This window comes from Cupriavidus sp. 05N39 (assembly GCF_056397325.1).
Map to the genome: position 1 here is coordinate 1 of NZ_JBFTNE010000013.1, position 15,397 is coordinate 15,397.

At 67.1% G+C, this 15,397-nt stretch carries 14 protein-coding genes; all 14 read right to left on the bottom strand.

The features are described from left to right. Positions 1 to 380: 380 nt before the first annotated feature. Positions 381 to 683, bottom strand: coding sequence for a HigA family addiction module antitoxin (locus tag AC1DN0_RS08290; RefSeq protein WP_441631769.1), 303 nt, complete (start codon positions 681 to 683; stop codon positions 381 to 383). 74 nt (positions 684 to 757) lie between these two features. Next, a complete protein-coding gene (locus AC1DN0_RS08295; protein WP_441631767.1) occupies positions 758 to 1,594 on the bottom strand; it encodes a shikimate dehydrogenase family protein in 837 nt (278 codons plus the stop codon). 79 nt (positions 1,595 to 1,673) lie between these two features. Next, positions 1,674 to 3,122, bottom strand: coding sequence for an NADP-dependent succinate-semialdehyde dehydrogenase (gabD, locus tag AC1DN0_RS08300; protein ID WP_035871914.1), 1,449 nt, complete (start codon positions 3,120 to 3,122; stop codon positions 1,674 to 1,676). A 103-nt stretch (positions 3,123 to 3,225) separates the two neighbouring features. Continuing rightward, positions 3,226 to 3,966, bottom strand: a complete 741-nt coding sequence (locus AC1DN0_RS08305) for an SDR family NAD(P)-dependent oxidoreductase (protein WP_441631765.1) — start codon at positions 3,964 to 3,966, stop codon at positions 3,226 to 3,228. 15 nt (positions 3,967 to 3,981) lie between these two features. Next, positions 3,982 to 5,382: a dihydrolipoyl dehydrogenase gene (gene lpdA, locus AC1DN0_RS08310; RefSeq protein ID WP_477145648.1), complete on the bottom strand. Its 1,401-nt coding sequence runs from the start codon at positions 5,380 to 5,382 to the stop codon at positions 3,982 to 3,984. A 10-nt stretch (positions 5,383 to 5,392) separates the two neighbouring features. Then, a complete protein-coding gene (locus AC1DN0_RS08315; protein WP_441631761.1) occupies positions 5,393 to 6,625 on the bottom strand; it encodes a pyruvate dehydrogenase complex dihydrolipoamide acetyltransferase in 1,233 nt (410 codons plus the stop codon). Between the two features lies 1 nt (position 6,626). Further along, positions 6,627 to 7,115: a VOC family protein gene (locus AC1DN0_RS08320; protein ID WP_441631759.1), complete on the bottom strand. Its 489-nt coding sequence runs from the start codon at positions 7,113 to 7,115 to the stop codon at positions 6,627 to 6,629. 58 nt (positions 7,116 to 7,173) lie between these two features. Continuing rightward, entirely contained in the window at positions 7,174 to 9,363 is a 2,190-nt protein-coding gene (locus AC1DN0_RS08325; protein WP_441631757.1) for an alpha-ketoacid dehydrogenase subunit alpha/beta, read from the bottom strand. A gap of 57 nt (positions 9,364 to 9,420) precedes the next feature. Continuing rightward, a complete protein-coding gene (locus AC1DN0_RS08330) occupies positions 9,421 to 10,245 on the bottom strand; it encodes an SDR family NAD(P)-dependent oxidoreductase (RefSeq protein ID WP_477145649.1) in 825 nt (274 codons plus the stop codon). After that, positions 10,242 to 10,961 carry an ABC transporter ATP-binding protein gene (locus AC1DN0_RS08335; RefSeq protein ID WP_441631772.1) on the bottom strand — a complete coding sequence of 240 codons (720 nt, stop codon included), beginning with the start codon at positions 10,959 to 10,961 and terminating at the stop codon, positions 10,242 to 10,244. Before AC1DN0_RS08335 ends, AC1DN0_RS08330 begins: the two co-directional genes overlap by 4 nt. Before the next feature lie 11 nt (positions 10,962 to 10,972). Continuing rightward, positions 10,973 to 11,731 (bottom strand): ABC transporter ATP-binding protein, encoded by a 759-nt coding sequence (locus AC1DN0_RS08340; protein ID WP_441631753.1) that lies wholly within the window; start codon positions 11,729 to 11,731, stop codon positions 10,973 to 10,975. Beyond that, positions 11,728 to 13,023, bottom strand: coding sequence for a branched-chain amino acid ABC transporter permease (locus AC1DN0_RS08345; RefSeq protein WP_441631751.1), 1,296 nt, complete (start codon positions 13,021 to 13,023; stop codon positions 11,728 to 11,730). The genes AC1DN0_RS08340 and AC1DN0_RS08345 overlap by 4 nt, the downstream gene beginning before the upstream one ends. Positions 13,024 to 13,025: 2 nt before the next feature. Beyond that, complete coding sequence (locus AC1DN0_RS08350; protein WP_441631749.1) at positions 13,026 to 13,967, bottom strand: branched-chain amino acid ABC transporter permease; 942 nt, start codon at positions 13,965 to 13,967, stop codon at positions 13,026 to 13,028. 129 nt (positions 13,968 to 14,096) lie between these two features. Beyond that, positions 14,097 to 15,344: a branched-chain amino acid ABC transporter substrate-binding protein gene (locus tag AC1DN0_RS08355; protein WP_441631747.1), complete on the bottom strand. Its 1,248-nt coding sequence runs from the start codon at positions 15,342 to 15,344 to the stop codon at positions 14,097 to 14,099. Positions 15,345 to 15,397: the final 53 nt, after the last annotated feature.

Below are 15,397 nucleotides of genomic sequence, written 5' to 3' on the forward strand. Positions count from 1 at the left end.
GCCTTAAGGCGATACTCAAACATGGGTCCCTCTCTTCCGCTCTTTTTGCCTGCCGACGAGGCGCCCCATACGGCCTGGTACACCTTGACGGCTCGCTTCGCATCGCGGGCCGGTGTTTKCCGCCCCTCGGGCGGCAAACACGGCTACACCGAATCGTTGATCTGGCGGCAGCGCCCTTGCCTTGGTCCTCGGATCTCGAACGTTTGGGCTTTCGCGCGGGGCTGGATCCGCCGGCGCGCTACCCTCTGCTATCCACGGGTTTGCTCCCCTCTCCCGCCTGCGGGAGAGGGCGGGCGTTCACTCTCGCATGCCGCATGCCGGTGGTACTCCCCACGCCAGGAACCCCCGGTGGGCTCGCATGACGTGGAAGAGGCAAAGCGCTAAGCGGCGACGGCATGCTCCTTGATCGCTGCCAGTTTCTCCGCGCCAATCTTTTCTTTTGCCATCTCGGTGTCGTAGTGGGTTTGGAGGTGCATCCAGCTTTGGGCATCGGTGCCGAAGAACACGCCGAGCCGGACGGCCGTATCGGCGGTGATGGCGCGCTCGCCCTTGACGATCTGGTTGATGCGCCGAGGCGGGACATCGATTGCCTTGGCGAGTGCGTACTGGCTGATCCCAAGTGGCTCAAGCCAGTCCAGTTGCAGGATCTCGCCTGGCTTGGTTAGCGGAACTTCCCGTGCCATCGTTTTCTCCTTTAGTGGCAGCCGACGATTTCGACGTCGGTCGCTTGCCATCCGCTGGTTTGCTCTCCCCGCGCTCAGTCCGCCGGCCCCAGGATCCGTTCGACAAACTCCGGTGCGAGCGGAACGCCGAGGAAGCGTGAGATTTCCACGATCTGACCGTACAGCATCCACTGCCCGTGGTGCACCGTGCAACCTAGTTCGCGCGCGGCTTTGAGCAGGGGCGTATCACCGTCGCGCACCACCGCTTCGCACACCAGCGTGCCTGCGCTCAGCTGTTGCGCGGGTACTGGCGTGGGGTCGGTGTCGCGCAGGCCGAGGGCCGTGGCGTTGACGACTACGTCGAAGCCGGAGGGGTTGTTGTCGCCGCTGCGGATCGGGACAGATGGCAGCGCTTTCCCCAGGCTCGCGGCGAGCTCTTCGGCCTTGTCGGCGGAGCGGTTGTAGATGACCAGTTCGGCGGGGTTCTCGCGGGCGATGGCGTAGGCCATCGATTTGCCGGCGCCGCCGGCGCCAAGCTGCAGCACACGCTTGCCGGACAGGCTGTGGCCGCGTTCGCGCAGGCCGGCGACGAAGCCGTCGCCATCGAAATTGCCGCCGGTCCAGTGGCCTTTCTCGCGGTCGAAGCGCATGGCGTTGACGGAGCCGACCAGGCGGGCGGTGTCGGTCAGTTCGCCACAGGCGGCGACCACGTTTTCCTTGTGTGGAATGGTGACGACCAGGCCTTGCAGGTTTTGCGCGGCCGGCGCGCCGGCGAGGAATGCCTGCAATTGCGCCGAATCCACATGGAAGGGCACGCAGACGGCGTTCAGGCCCTGGCGGGCTACCGAGGCATTGAAGAGTTGCGGCGTGCGCACGTGCGCGATGGGGGCGGCGATGATGCCGACAATCTGGGTATTGCCATCGATCTGCATTGCGGGATCTTGGGTAATGTGGAGGGAGGGGGGCGGGAGGCGGGACGGACGCGCTCCGTCCCGCGGGCACGGCGATGGCTCAGATGCCGGCCATGCAGGTGTACTTGATGACCAGGTAGTCCTCGATACCGTAATGCGAGCCTTCGCGGCCCACGCCCGATTGCTTGACGCCGCCGAAGGGCGCTACCTCGTTCGAGATCAGRCCGGTGTTGACGCCCACCATGCCGTACTCCAGCCGCTCGGAAACGCGCCACACGCGGCCGAGATCGCGTGCGTAGAAATAGCTCGCCAGGCCGAATTCCGTGTCGTTGGCCATGGCGACCACTTCGTCCTCGGTCTCGAAGCGGAACAGCGGCGCGAGCGGGCCGAAGGTTTCTTCACGCGCTACCAGCATGCCGGGCTTCACGTCGGCCAGCACGGTAGGCTCGAAGAACGATTGCCCCAGCGCGTGACGCTTGCCGCCTTGCAGCACGCGCGCACCCTTGGAGATCGCGTCGGTGATATGTTCCTCGACCTTGGTCACGGCCTTGCCGTCGATCAGCGGTCCGATGCGCACGCCGTCTTCCATGCCGTTGCCCACCTTCAGCGCGCGCACCGCCGCGACCAGTTTTTCGGCGAAGGCGTCATAGACCTTGCTGTGCACATAGAGGCGGTTGGCGCAGACGCAGGTCTGTCCCGCGTTGCGGTACTTGGACACGATGGCGCCTTCCACGGCGGCATCCAGGTCGGCATCCTCGAACACGATAAAGGGCGCGTTGCCGCCCAGTTCCATCGAGACCTTCTTGATGGTGGACGCCGTCTGCGCCATCAGCGTACGGCCGACTTCCGTCGAGCCGGTAAAGGTGAGCTTGCGCACCAGCGGGTTGCTGCTGAGTTCGCCGCCGATGGCGGAAGCCGAGCCGGTGACGACCGACAGCACGCCCGCGGGGATGCCGGCGCGTTCCGCCAGCACCACCATCGCCAGCGCGGTCAGCGGGGTTTGCGAGGCGGGCTTGACCACCATCGTGCAACCCGCCGCCAGCGCCGGGCCAGCCTTGCGCGTGATCATGGCCGCGGGGAAATTCCACGGCGTGATGGCCGCGCACACGCCTACCGGTTCCTTGGTGACGACGATGCGCTGGTTGCTGACCGGCGCGGGAATGGTCTCGCCGTAGACGCGTTTGCCTTCCTCGGCGAACCACTCGATGAAGGAGGCGGCATAGCCGATCTCGCCGCGCGCTTCGGCAAAGGGCTTGCCTTGCTCGGCGGTCATGATGCGGGCCAGGTCGTCCTGGTTCGCCAGCAGCAGTTCGAACCACTTGCGCAGCAGCGCGGAGCGTTCCTTGGCGGTACGCGCGCGCCAGGCCGGCAGGGCGCGGTTGGCGGCCTCGATGGCCTGGCGTGTCTCGCCGGCGCCCAGCAGGGGCACCTGGCCGACGCGCTCGCCGGTGGCGGGGTTGGTCACGTCGATATGACGCTCTGCATCGATCCAGCGGCCGTCGACATAGCACTGCTGGCGCAGCAGGGAGGGGTCTTGGAGTTGCAACATGGTCTGGTTCCGGTTCCGTAGCGATGTTGGGGGGATTCGGCGCAGCGCCGCTGACGGCAGGTTAGCAGGATCCGGCGATCTTGTTTGGCCGCCGGACGGAGGATCAGCCCGCGATATACAGCCCGCCATTGACGTGCAGCACCTCGCCGGTAACAAAGCTGGCCGCGTTGCTGCACAGGAAGCCGATGGCTGTGGCGATCTCGCGCGGATGGCCGAGGCGCTTGAGCGGTGTCTGTTCGACGGAATCGGCGCCGCGTTTCTGGATCAGCTCGGTGGTCATGGGGGTTTCGATCACGCCTGGCGATACCGCATTGACGCGGGTGCGCGGCCCGAGTTCCCGCGCCAGGCTGCGGGTAAGGCTGAGCAGCCCGCCCTTGGAGGCCGAATAGTGCGCATTGTAGTAAGCGCCCCGATGCGCAGCCACCGATGTCAGGTTGACGATGGCGCTGTTCTCGCGCAGCGCGGGAATGGCGCGGCGCACAAGATAGAACACGCCATCCAGGTTGATGGACAGCGTCTGACGCCATTGCGCATCGCTCATCTGCGCGACCGGCTGGGCCTGGTACAAGCCGGCCGACGGCACCAGGAAGTCGATGCCGCCGAAGCGGTCCTGCGCCAGCGCCACGGCGCCGGCGCAATCGTCAGGGTTGGCGGCGTCCATGCGCAGCGTGGCGACGCGCTCGCCGGTGGGGTCCAGTTCGCGCGCAAAGCCAGCCAGGCCGGGTTCGTCGAGATCCGTCAGTACCAGGTTGGCGCCGTGCGCCAGGAACAGCCTGGCCGTTTCACGGCCGATGCCGCCATTGGCGCCGGTCAGCAGCAGCGTGCGTTGATCGAAGTTGTACATGTTGTCTCCGGGAGGTCAGATATGCAGCGCGCGCCCGTAGGCCGCGAGCACGGCTTCGTGCATGGCCTCGGACAGGGTCGGGTGCGGCAGGACGGCGGATATCAGGTCGGCTTCGGTGGTCTCCAGCGTCTGCGCGATGGCGTAGCCCTGGATCATCTCGGTGACCTCGTCGCCCACCATATGGGCGCCGAGCAGTTCGCCGCTGCCTGCGTCGAATATGACTTTCACCAGGCCCGCGGTGCTGCCCATGGCAATGGCCTTGCCGTTGCCGACGAAAGGAAACTTGCCGACCTTGACCTGATGGCCGCGTTCCCTGGCCTGCGCCTCGGTCAGCCCTACGCTGGCCACTTGCGGATGGCTGTACGTGCAGGCCGGGATGCGCGTTGCATCGAGCGCATGCGGGTGCAGCCCGGCGATCTGTTCCACGCAGATCACGCCTTCGTGGCTGGCCTTGTGCGCCAGCCAGGGCGGGCCCGCCACGTCGCCGATGGCATACACGCCGGGCTCTGCCGTGCRGCAGAACGCATCGGTCACGATATGCGTCTTCTCGACCTTGACGGCGGTCTTCTCCAGCCCGAGGTCTTCGACGTTGCCGACGATGCCTGCCGCCACCAGCACGACATCGGCCTCGATCTTCGCGCCGCCGGACTTGCCGCCTTGCAGTGCGACGGACCAGCCGGACGCCTTGCGTTCCGCGCTCCCGATGCTGGCGGCCGTATGCAGCACGATGCCTTCCCGGCTCAGGCTGTTCGCCACCTGCGCGGAGATGTCGGCATCCTCCACCGGCAGGATGCGGTCCGCCATCTCGACCACCGTCACCTCGGTGCCCACCGCGTGATAGAAGCTGGCGAACTCGATGCCGATGGCACCGGCACCGACGATCAGCATGCGCTTTGGCACCACGGGCGGCGCCAGCGCCTCGCGATAGGTCCAGACCGTCTGGCCGTCCGCCGGCAGCGCGGGCAGCTGGCGCGCGCGCGCGCCGGTGGCGAGCAGGATGTGGGCGGACGACACGGTACTCGTCTTGCCATCCGGCGCGGTGACTTCCAGCTTGCCCTTGCCCGCCAGCCGTCCGTGGCCGTTGAGCACGGTCACGCCGTTCTTCTTCATCAGGTGGGCTACGCCCTTGTTGAGCTGCGCGGCAACCGCGCGGGAGCGGGCCACCATGGCTGGCAGGTCGGCGGTAGGCGCGGCTGCGCGCACGCCAAAGGACGCCGCGTCCCTGACCAGCCGCAGCACATCGGCGGAGCGCAGGAGCGCCTTGGTGGGAATGCAGCCCCAGTTCAGGCAAACGCCGCCCAGGTGCTCTTTCTCGACCAGCGCGGTTTTCATGCCGAGCTGCACGGCGCGGATCGCCGCCACATAGCCGCCGGGGCCGCCGCCGACGACGATCAGGTCAAATGAGGAATTCGCCACGTCATGGTCCTCAGATCAGCATCGACAAGGGGTTTTCAAGCAGGCGCTGGAACGCGGCCAGCCATTTCGCGGCCAGCGCGCCGTCGATGGCGCGGTGGTCCACCGAAAGCGTGCAGCGCATGACCTGCCCGACCTTCAGTTCGCCGTCTTCCACCACCGGCACCGCCTGCGTGGCGCCCACCGCGAGGATGGCGGCCTGTGGCGGATTGATGATGGCGGAGAACCCGGACACGCCGAACATGCCGAGGTTGCTCACGCTGAAGCTGCCGCCCTGGTACTCCTCGGGCCGTAGTTGCGACGCGCGCGCGCGCGTCGCCAGGTCGGCGATCTCGGTGCTGATCAGCGACAGCGGCTTCATGTCCGCCGCGCGCACGATGGGCGTGATCAGGCCGGCATCCGTGGACACCGCCACGGCGATATCGGCCTGGTGGTAATGCCGCATGGCCGCGTCGGTCCAGCCGACGTTGGCCTGCGGGACCTCGCGCAAGGCGACCGCCACGGCGCGCACGATGAAGTCGTTGACCGAGATCTTGCGCGGCGCGTTGGCATTGATCTCCGCGCGCAGCGCCAGCAGCCGCTCCATGCGGCAATCCGCCGTGAGGTAGAAATGCGGGATGGTGGACTTGCTCTCGCTCAGGCGGCGCGCAATGGTGCGGCGCATATTGCTGTGCGGGACTTCGGTGAACGCTTCGCTGACCTGGGCCTGCGGTGCGGCCGGGCGCACGGTGGAAGGTGCGCCGGCAGCGGCAGGAATCGCGGCGGCCTGCTCGATATCGCGCTTGACGATGCGGCCATTGGGGCCGCTGCCGCGCAATGCCGCCAGGTCCAGTCCGCGCTGCGCAGCCAGGCGGCGGGCGAGGGGGCTGGCGAAGATGCGCGCGGCTTGCGGGGCGGCAGTCGTGGCAGCAGCAACGGCTTGCCCAGCGGATGCCGCCACGGCTTCCGGTGCTTGCGCGCCACCACCCGCCGCCGCGATCAGCGCATCGATATCCACGCTGGTTTCGCCATTGACCAGCAGCACGCCGATCGGCGCGCCCACTTCCACGTCCTGGCCCGCCGCCACCAGGCGGCGACCGAGCACGCCGGCCGAGTCGGCATTGAGTTCGACCACGGCCTTGTCGGTTTCGATCTCGGCGATGCAGTCGCCCACGGCAATCGTATCGCCTTCGTTCTTGGTCCACGCTTGCAGCGTGGCCTGGGTGGCATTGGCCGCCACCTCGGGCATGCGTAGCAGGGTGGCCATGTCAGGCATTCCTCGGCGATTGCAGGTCGGGGCGATAAGCCGCGATATCCGCGTACTGCACGATCTCGAGCACGTTGCCTTCGGGGTCGCGGCAGAACGCGAGGTAAGTGCCGGGGCGCACTTCAATGCGCTGCGGGCCGGTCAGGAACGCCACGCCGGCGGCGATCAGCCTGTCGACCGCGGCCTGGATGTCGTCCACGATAAACGTGAGGTAGGTGGCGTTGGCTTTGTCGAGGATGTATTGGGGAGCCGGCTCGGCTGCCGGCGCTTGCACCGGGGCCAGCAGCTTGATGCGCTCGCCATGGTTCGTCTGCAGGCGCACGGCGGTGTAACCGCCGGCATGCATCGCGGCCTGCGCGGCGTTGGCCGCGGGCACGGCAACTTCGCTCACGAAGGTGAAGCCCAGCACCTGCTCATAGAAGCGGCGCATGCGCGGCAGGTCGCGCACGGCGATGCCGACCTCCAGGGGAGCAATCATGTTCAGGGTCATTGGAATTCCTTGGGTTTCCTTGGATTCGTTCAATTGGCTTGCCGGGCAGGCACCGGGCTTACGCCGCGCCTTTGTCGCGCATCACTTGCCGCAGGCCTTCCACCACTTCCTCGGTGCGGGCGGCAGCGGCACGCTCCAGCACCTTGGAAATGCTCGGCGCGGCTTCCGCCCCGGTCACGCGCTGCACCGGCTGGTCCAGCCAGTCGAAGTAGCGGCGCTGGATCTCGTCGGCCAGCCAGCCGCCGTAGGAAGTGCCGCGCGCGCCTTGCTCCGCGATCAGCACATTGTTGGTCTTCCTGATGCTCTGCCCGATGGTGTCCCAGTCCAGGCTGGCGCGGTCCAGCCAGCGCAGGTCGATCACCTCGGCGTCGATGCCGGTCTGCTCCACCGCTTCGAGCGAATGGCCGACCATCGACAGGTAGGTGATGACGGTGACGTCGCTGCCATTGCGGCGCACCGCCGCCTTGCCCACCGGCAGGTGGTAGTCGAAGTCGTCCACCGGCCCCACGCCCGATGCGTTGTACAGGTCCACGTGCTCGATCACCAGCACAGGGTCCTTGCACGCCAGCGCCGTGTTCATCAGGCCCACATAGTCGAACGGCGTGGAAGGCGCCACGATGCGCCAGCCCGGGTTGGTGGCGAAGATGCCGGCCGGGTCCATCGAGTGCTGCGAGCCGTAGCCCGTGCCCATCGCCACCTTGGTGCGCAGCACCAGCGGCACATCGCTCTCGCCGCCGAACATATGGCGCGCCTTGCCGATCTGGTTGAAGACCTGGTCGGCCGCCACCCACATGAAGTCCGGGTACATGAACTCAACCACGGGCTTGTAGCGGCCATCCAGCGCCAGCCCGCCGCCGAGGCCGACGAATGCGTTCTCGCTGATCGGCGTGCCCAGCACGCGGTCCGGGAAGCTGTCGCGCAGGCCGCGCGTGGCGCCGTTGGTGCCGCCCTTGAGGCGGTGCACATCCTCGCCCATCACCACCACCGACGGGTCGGTCTCCATGCGGCGGTGCATGACGTCCGCCACCACATCGATGAACTTGCGCTTGTCCAGCTTGCCCGGGAAGGCGGCTTCGTCCTCGCAGCGCAGGCCTTCCAGCTCGCTCAGGTCGCCACGGACGCCCACGTCGCGGAAATCCGGGCTCGGCCACAGTTCGGGACGGATGCGGCGCTTGCCAGGCTTGCCGGAAGGATCGGCCTCGGTCAGTGCCGCCATGGCATCGCGCATGCCTTGCTTGATGCGTTCGCGCAGCGCGGCGATCTCGCCGGCGCTGATGAGGCCGCGTTCCTGCATGCGGCGCGCCATCAGTTCGAGCGGATCGCGCGCGCGCCATTGCTGTTCTTCTTCCTTGGTGCGGTAGCCGAAGGCGCTGCCGGGGAAAGGGCCGTTCTGGTGGAAGAAGCGGTAGAGATCGGCTTCGATGACCGTGGGGCCCTTGCCGGCGCGCATGTGCGCCAGCGCTTCCTGCGTGGCGAGGTAGACCGCCAGCGGGTCCATGCCGTCGACTTTCCAGCTCGGGATATTGAAGCCCATGCCGCGCGCGGACAGGCGCGGCTCGGCGGTGGACTCCTCCACCGTGGTGGAGACGGCGTAGCGGTTGTTCTCGATAAAGAAGCACAGCGGCAGCTTCCACGCGGCCGCCAGGTTCATGGTCTCCAGCACCGAGCCGATATTGACCGCGCCATCGCCGAAGTAGGTGATGGCCACGGCGTCGGTGCCCGCATGCCGGTGCGACCACGCCGCGCCCGCGGCCATCGGCACGCCGCCGCCAACGATGGCATTGGTGCCCAGCGCGCCGGCTTCGGCCCACTGCAAGTGCATCGAACCGCCACGGCCCTTGCAGTAGCCTTGCGCCAGCCCGAGGATTTCCGCGAGCGTGCGTTGCAGCAGCGTTTGCACATCCGCCGGCAGCGGCGCGCGCGGGTCGATGCCGTTGGGCGCGAGGTAGCCCAGCGCCTTGGAGATGAATTGATGGTGTCCGCGGTGCGAGCCGTTGATCTGGTCGGCGCCGGTCAGCGGCACGATGGAGCCGGCGGCGCCGCCTTCCTGCCCGATGCTGGAGTGCGCGGGCCCGTGGACCAGGCCTTCGGCGGCGAGTTCGAGCACGGCTTCCTCGAAGCCGCGGATCAGGTGCAGGTGGCTCAGCAGCGTGCCGAGCAGGGCGGGGTCGGCCTTGGCCCAGTCTTCATCGGTGGTGCGCAGTTCCACCCATTCGGCGGCGGGGCGCAGGGCGCTACGTTCAGACATTCGAGGATCCTTGATTACCGGTCGATGGTGTTTTCAATCGTGTTGGGAACAGCGCGCTCAGAAGCCGTCGGCGGTCCAGCCGCCGTCGGAGACCAGCGCATGGCCGGTGATGAACGCGGCCGAGTCCGATGCCAGGAAGAGCGCGACTTCCGCCATCTCCTCCGGCGCGCCGAAGCGCCGCAGCGGCGTGCGCGCCAGCAAGGCCTCGCCGTCGATGGCCTTGCTGGCCAGCAGCGTTTCCATCAGCGCGGTGCTGGTGTAGCCCGGGCAGACCGCGTTGACGCGGATGTTGTACTCAGCCCATTCCGCCGCCAGCGACTTGGTCAGCGAGACCACGCCCGCCTTGGCCGCGCAGTAGGCCAGACGCCGGGCCGACGAGGCCAGGCCCCACATCGATGCCGTGCTGAGAATGGAGCCGCCGCCCTGGCGCACCATGCGGCGCGCCGCCGCCTGCGTGCAGAAGAACACGCCGGAGAGGTCGATATCGATGGCGCGGCGCCAGTCTTCGGGCGTCAGTTCCAGCGATGGCTTGTTCATCGAGATGCCGGCGTTGTTGAGCAGGATATCGATGCGGCCGAAGCGGGCTTCGGTGGCGGCGCAGGCCTGCTCCACGGCGTCTGGATCGGTGATCGAAGCCTTCACGACTTCGACCTGCGCTTCCGGGTAGGCCGCTTCCAGTTCCGCCCTGGCGCTGGCGAGTCCTTCCGCGTCCAGGTCCAGCAGCATCAGCCGCGCGCCGTGCCGGGCAAAGCCGTGCGCCATCGCGCGGCCGATGCCGCTGGCGCCGCCGGTGTTGAGCACGACMTTGCCGGCCAGGCCGGGGTAGCTGGCGCGCGCGAAGGGTTGCGCGTTCGGGTATCCAATTGGCAGGGAAGTRCTCATACGGCTAACCAGTCCTTCAGAAGTTGGGTATTGGAAGTGAGTTGTCCGGGCGTGCCCTCGAAGACGATGCGCCCATGGCCCATCACGCAGACACGGCTCGATACCTTCAGCGCGATGGCGAGCTTCTGCTCCACCAGCACCACCGATACGCCCCGGCGGTGAATGTCCTGGATGGCCTCGCCGACCACCGTCACGATCTTGGGCGCGAGGCCTTCGGTGGGCTCGTCGATCAGGATCACCAGCGGGTTGCCCAGCAGCGAGCGGCACATGGTCAGCATCTGCTGCTCGCCGCCGGAGAGGCTGCCGGCCTTGGTATTGCGGCGTTCCTTCAGGCGCGGGAAGTAGTCGAACATCTGCTCGAAGGTCCATTTCGGCGCGCCTTCGGTGGCGCGCTGTTCGCCCATGCGCAGGTTTTCTTCGACCGTGAGGTTGGCGAAGACCTCGCGCTCCTCCGGCACGTAGGCAATGCCGCGCCGGCAGATCGCATAGGATTGCGCGCCGGCGAGATCGCGGCCGCGCAGCCTGACGTGGCCCGCACTCGGCGGGACCAGGCCCATGATGGCTTTCAGCGTGGTGGAGCGGCCCGAGCCGTTGCGGCCCAGCAGGCTCACCACTTCGGCGTTCCCCACGTGGAAATCCACGCCGTGCAGGATGTGGCTCTTGCCGTAGTGCGCGTGCAGGCCCTGTACGCTGAGCAGCGGGTCGGCGGATGGCATGGACGGTGCGCTCATACRGTGACCTCCTCGCCCAGATAGGCTTCCTTGACGCGTGCGTTGTTGCGGATCTCGTCGGGCGTGCCGGTGGCGACGATCTCGCCGTAGACCAGCACGCTGATGCGGTCGCTGAGCGAGAACACCACGTCCATGTCGTGCTCCACGATCATCAGCGTGCGGCCCTGCGCGATCTCGCGGATCAGGCCGGCGGTATAGTCGGTTTCTTCCTGCGACATGCCCGCCATCGGCTCGTCGAGCATGATGACCTTCGGGTCCGAGGCCAGCGTCATGGCGATCTCCAGCGAACGTTGCTCCGAATACGACAACTCGCCGGCGATGGCCTGCGCGCGTTCGGCCAGCCGGACCTGTTCGAGCAGGTGCCGGGTTTCTTCGCGCACGGCGCGCAGCTTGTGGGCGAACTTCCACAGCGTGTATTGCAGGCCGTGGCGCCGCATCACGGCGAGGCGCAGGTTTTCGAAGACGGTCAGGCCAGCGAAGATATTGGTGATCTGGAACGAGCGCGCCAGGCCGCGATGGTTGATCTGCTGCGGCGTCAGGCCCTGGATGGGCTCGCCGTTGAGCACGATCTCGCCTTTGGTCAGCGGCAGGCGGCCGGAGATCAGGTGGAACAGCGTGGATTTGCCTGCGCCGTTCGGTCCGATCAGCGCGTGCCGTTCGCCGCTGACGAGATCGAGGTCCACGCCGCGGATGATGTCGACGTCGCCAAAGGATTTGCGCAGCCCGCGCAGGGAGAGAATCGCTTGCGTGTTCATGCCGGGTTCCTCTGGACGTTGGTGGCGGCGTGGGCAACGGCTTCGGCGGCGGGGGCGGCGTCCTTCAGGCGCAGCCAGCGGCCGTTGGCCAGGCGCACCGTCGCGATGCCGGCCGCCAGCAGCGCCGCGGGCACCAGCCAGGTCAGCGGCGAGACGGGATCCCACTCGCGGCCGAACAGCGGGATCGCGGGCCAGCCGCCGCCATTCAGGGCGGCCATGGAGCGGTAGTCTTGCGAGAAGAAGCGCTGCAGCATCTCCACCGTGAACACGGTGCCGACCGTGAGCAGCAACGTGCCGATGATGAAGACCAGCGCGATCGGCAGCAACGGGCGCAGGCCATAGGTCTTGCCGTGCGCGGCGAAGGACTTGATCAGCCCGGCCAGGCCCGTCGGCATGAACATCATCACCAGCACGAACACGATGCCCTGGTACAGCAGCCATGAGCGCGTCAGGTCGGAGACCGCATAGCCGAAAAAGGTCATCACCGCCGCGCCCAGCGCCGGGCCGAGAAAGAGCTTCACGCCGCCGATATAGCTGTTGAGCACCACCGCCGCGGAGGCCGAGGACTCGAACACCACGTAGTTGGCCGCTTCCATGTTGAGCGCCTGCAGCGCGCCCGCGATGCCGGCGAACATGGCCGAGACGGCGAACACCAGCACGCCGAGGCGGTGCGTGTCGTAGCCGAGGAAACGCAGGCGGTTGGCGTTCTCGCGCAGGCCCAGCGTCAGGCGGCCCACCGGGGTCAGGGTGAACAGATACAGCAGCGCCAGCGACAGCAGCACCCAGAATAACGTCAGGTAGTAGACCTGGTTGCTGTCGCCGAAGGTAAGGCCCCATGCCGGCATGCGCATGGTGGACAGGCCCGCCTCGCCGCCGAACCAGCCCTTCAGGTGCGGCGCCAGCGAGTGCAGCAGTTCGGCCAGCGCCAGCGTGATCATGGCGAAGTAGACGCCGGTGCGCTTGGTGGCGAACCAGCCGGCGGCCAGGCCGGCGACGAGGCCCAGGGCGCCGCCTGCCAGCGGCAGCAGCGGCGTGGGCAGCAGGCCGTTGCCGCCGAAGGCGTTCATCGCATGCACGGTGGCGAAGGAACCGATGCCGAAGTACGCCGCATGGCCGAACGACAGCATGCCGCCCTGGCCGCTCAGCAGGTTGAACGAGGCGGCGAACAGCACGGCGATCAGCATCTGGATCGATGCGTTGACCAGCGATTGCGACAGCACCAGCGGCAGCGCCAGCAGTGCGCCTGTGCCGAGCAGCAGCAGGGTCTTCTGCGTGTTGGAGACATTGGTCATGGTTACTCCTTCTCGCCCATCAGCCCTGACGGGCGAACCAGCAAAATCAGCAGCATCAGCGCGAACGGGATGGTCCCGGCCAGGCTGGACAGCTTCAGGGTCAGCAGCCCGCCCGCTTCCCCGGCCCAGGCGCCCGCGCCGAACAGGGCCAGCAGGTCGGCGAGGCTGCGGTCGATGCCGACCGAGAACGCCGTGATCAGGCCGATCATCAGCGAGGCGAGCATGGCGCCCTCCAGCGAGCCCAGGCCGCCCACCACCACCACCACGAAGACCATCACGCCGAGTTCGAGCGCCATGTTCGGGTTGGTGGTGTAGAACGCGCCCGCCACCGCGCCGGCCAGGCCGGCCAGCGCCGCGCCGATGCCGAACACGCCCATGAAGACCAGCGGCACGTTGTGGCCCAGCGCCTCGGCCATGCGCGGCTTGTAGATGGCGGAGCGCACCACGATGCCGACCCGGGTGTAAGTGAGCAGGAGGTAGATCACGGCGAACATGGCCACGGCGATGCCGCCCATGAACACGCGGTAGAAGGGATAGGAGGAAACCCCCAGCTGGAAGGCCGCGAAGTCCAGCGATGCCGGGATGCGGTAATCCACCGGGAAGTTGCCGAAGAACAGCTTGATCAGCTCGGCAATGATGAAAGACAGGCCGAAGGTCAGCAGCAGCTCGTGCGCGTGGCCGTGGTGATGGACGCGGCGCAGGAAGAAGCGCTCCACCGCCACCCCGACCAGTCCGACCAGGATCGGTGAAACCACGATGGCCGGCCAGAAGCCGATTGCGCCCTGCAGCGTGTAGGCAAAGTAAGCGCCCAGCATGTAGAACGACGCATGGGCAAAATTGAGCACACCCATCATGCCGAAGATGAGGGTCAGGCCTGCCGACACCATGAACAGCAGCAAGCCGTAGATGGCGCCGTTAAGCAGTGAGACGATGAGGTATTCCATGAAGGCTTCCTTGGAACGAGCCTGTGCGGCCATATGGCGCGCGGCCGCCGGAGTGAACGGCCGCGCTTGCCAGTGCCGCGCCGGGCGGCGCTGAGCTGGCAGGTCTTGCTATGGCAATGGCAGGGGGAGTCAGACGGCGCGCGGCATCTTGCAGCTGGCCTGGGCCGGCGTGGCGGCTTCAGTGGCGGAGAACGTCTTGACCGGCTTGAAGCCCATGTCGGTGCCGTCGACCTTGAACTTCGCGTCCTTGGCGACGACGGACACCACCATGGGCAGCAGCACCTGGTGATCGGCGGCGCGCATGCTCATCTCGCCCATCGGGGTCTTGATCTTGGCGTTTTCGAGCGCCCTGGCCAGCGTGCTGGTGTTGAGCTTGCCGCCTTCCGGCTTCACCGTCTTCAGCGCCTCGCCCAGCATCTCCACCGCGAATACCGTCTGCGGCTCGATGTAGGCCGGCATATGGCCCTGCCTGGCCTTGAAGTCGTTAGCGAAGCGCTCACTCTCCGCGCCGCCCGCTTCGGCGTTAAAGGGGTGGGCGACATAGTGGCCGAGCGCCACATCGGCGGCGTTGCCGATATTGCCCGGCTGGTCGAGGAACACCGTAGCGAAGCGCGTCTTCAGGCCTGCCGCCTTGCTGGCCTTCATCAGCAGCAGCAGGTCGTTCGACCAGTTGCCGGTGATCACGCTGTCCGCCTTGGCGGCGGCGATCTTGGCCACGTACGGCGAGAAGTCCTGGACCTTGTTGACGTCGTGCAGGGTCTTTTCCACGACCGTGTAACCGCCCGCGCTGGCGTAGTCGCCGGTGGCCTTTTCCATATCGATGCCCCAGGAGTAGTTCTGGTCGATCGAATAGACGCGGGTGCCGAGGGCGTTGAGCGGCTTCATCGCGCCGACCAGCGCCTTGACGCGGATCTGTGCGTTGGTGGCGAACTTGAAATGGTAGAAGTGGCACTTCTCGCCGGTCAGCTCCATGGCCTCGCCGCCGACGTTCATGAACAGGATTTCCTTGCCCGGATTGCGCAGGTTGAACTTGCGCACGTCCTCGGTGATCTGGCCGGACACGGCCGACGACGAACCCTGCATGACGATCTGGGCGCCATCGGCCACGGCCGCCTTCAGCTTGTCCGCCGCGCCCGCCGGGCCGCCCTGGTTGTCGTACTCCACCAGTTGGAGCGGCTCGCCATTCCAGCCGCCGGTGGCATTGATCTTGTCGATCGCATAGCGCGCCGCCGCGCGGAACATCAGGCCGGTCGATGCCTGCGGGCCGGACAGTGTCTCGACCAGCGCAATCTTTACCGGCGCCGCCGATGCCGTGCCAGCCAGCACCGAGAATGCCGCGGCTGCGAACAAAGGACGGGGAATGCGGCTACCGCTCATGGGTGTCTCCTAGCTTTGTTGGGATCATCTGGCGGGCGCTGAAACTGGCCCGT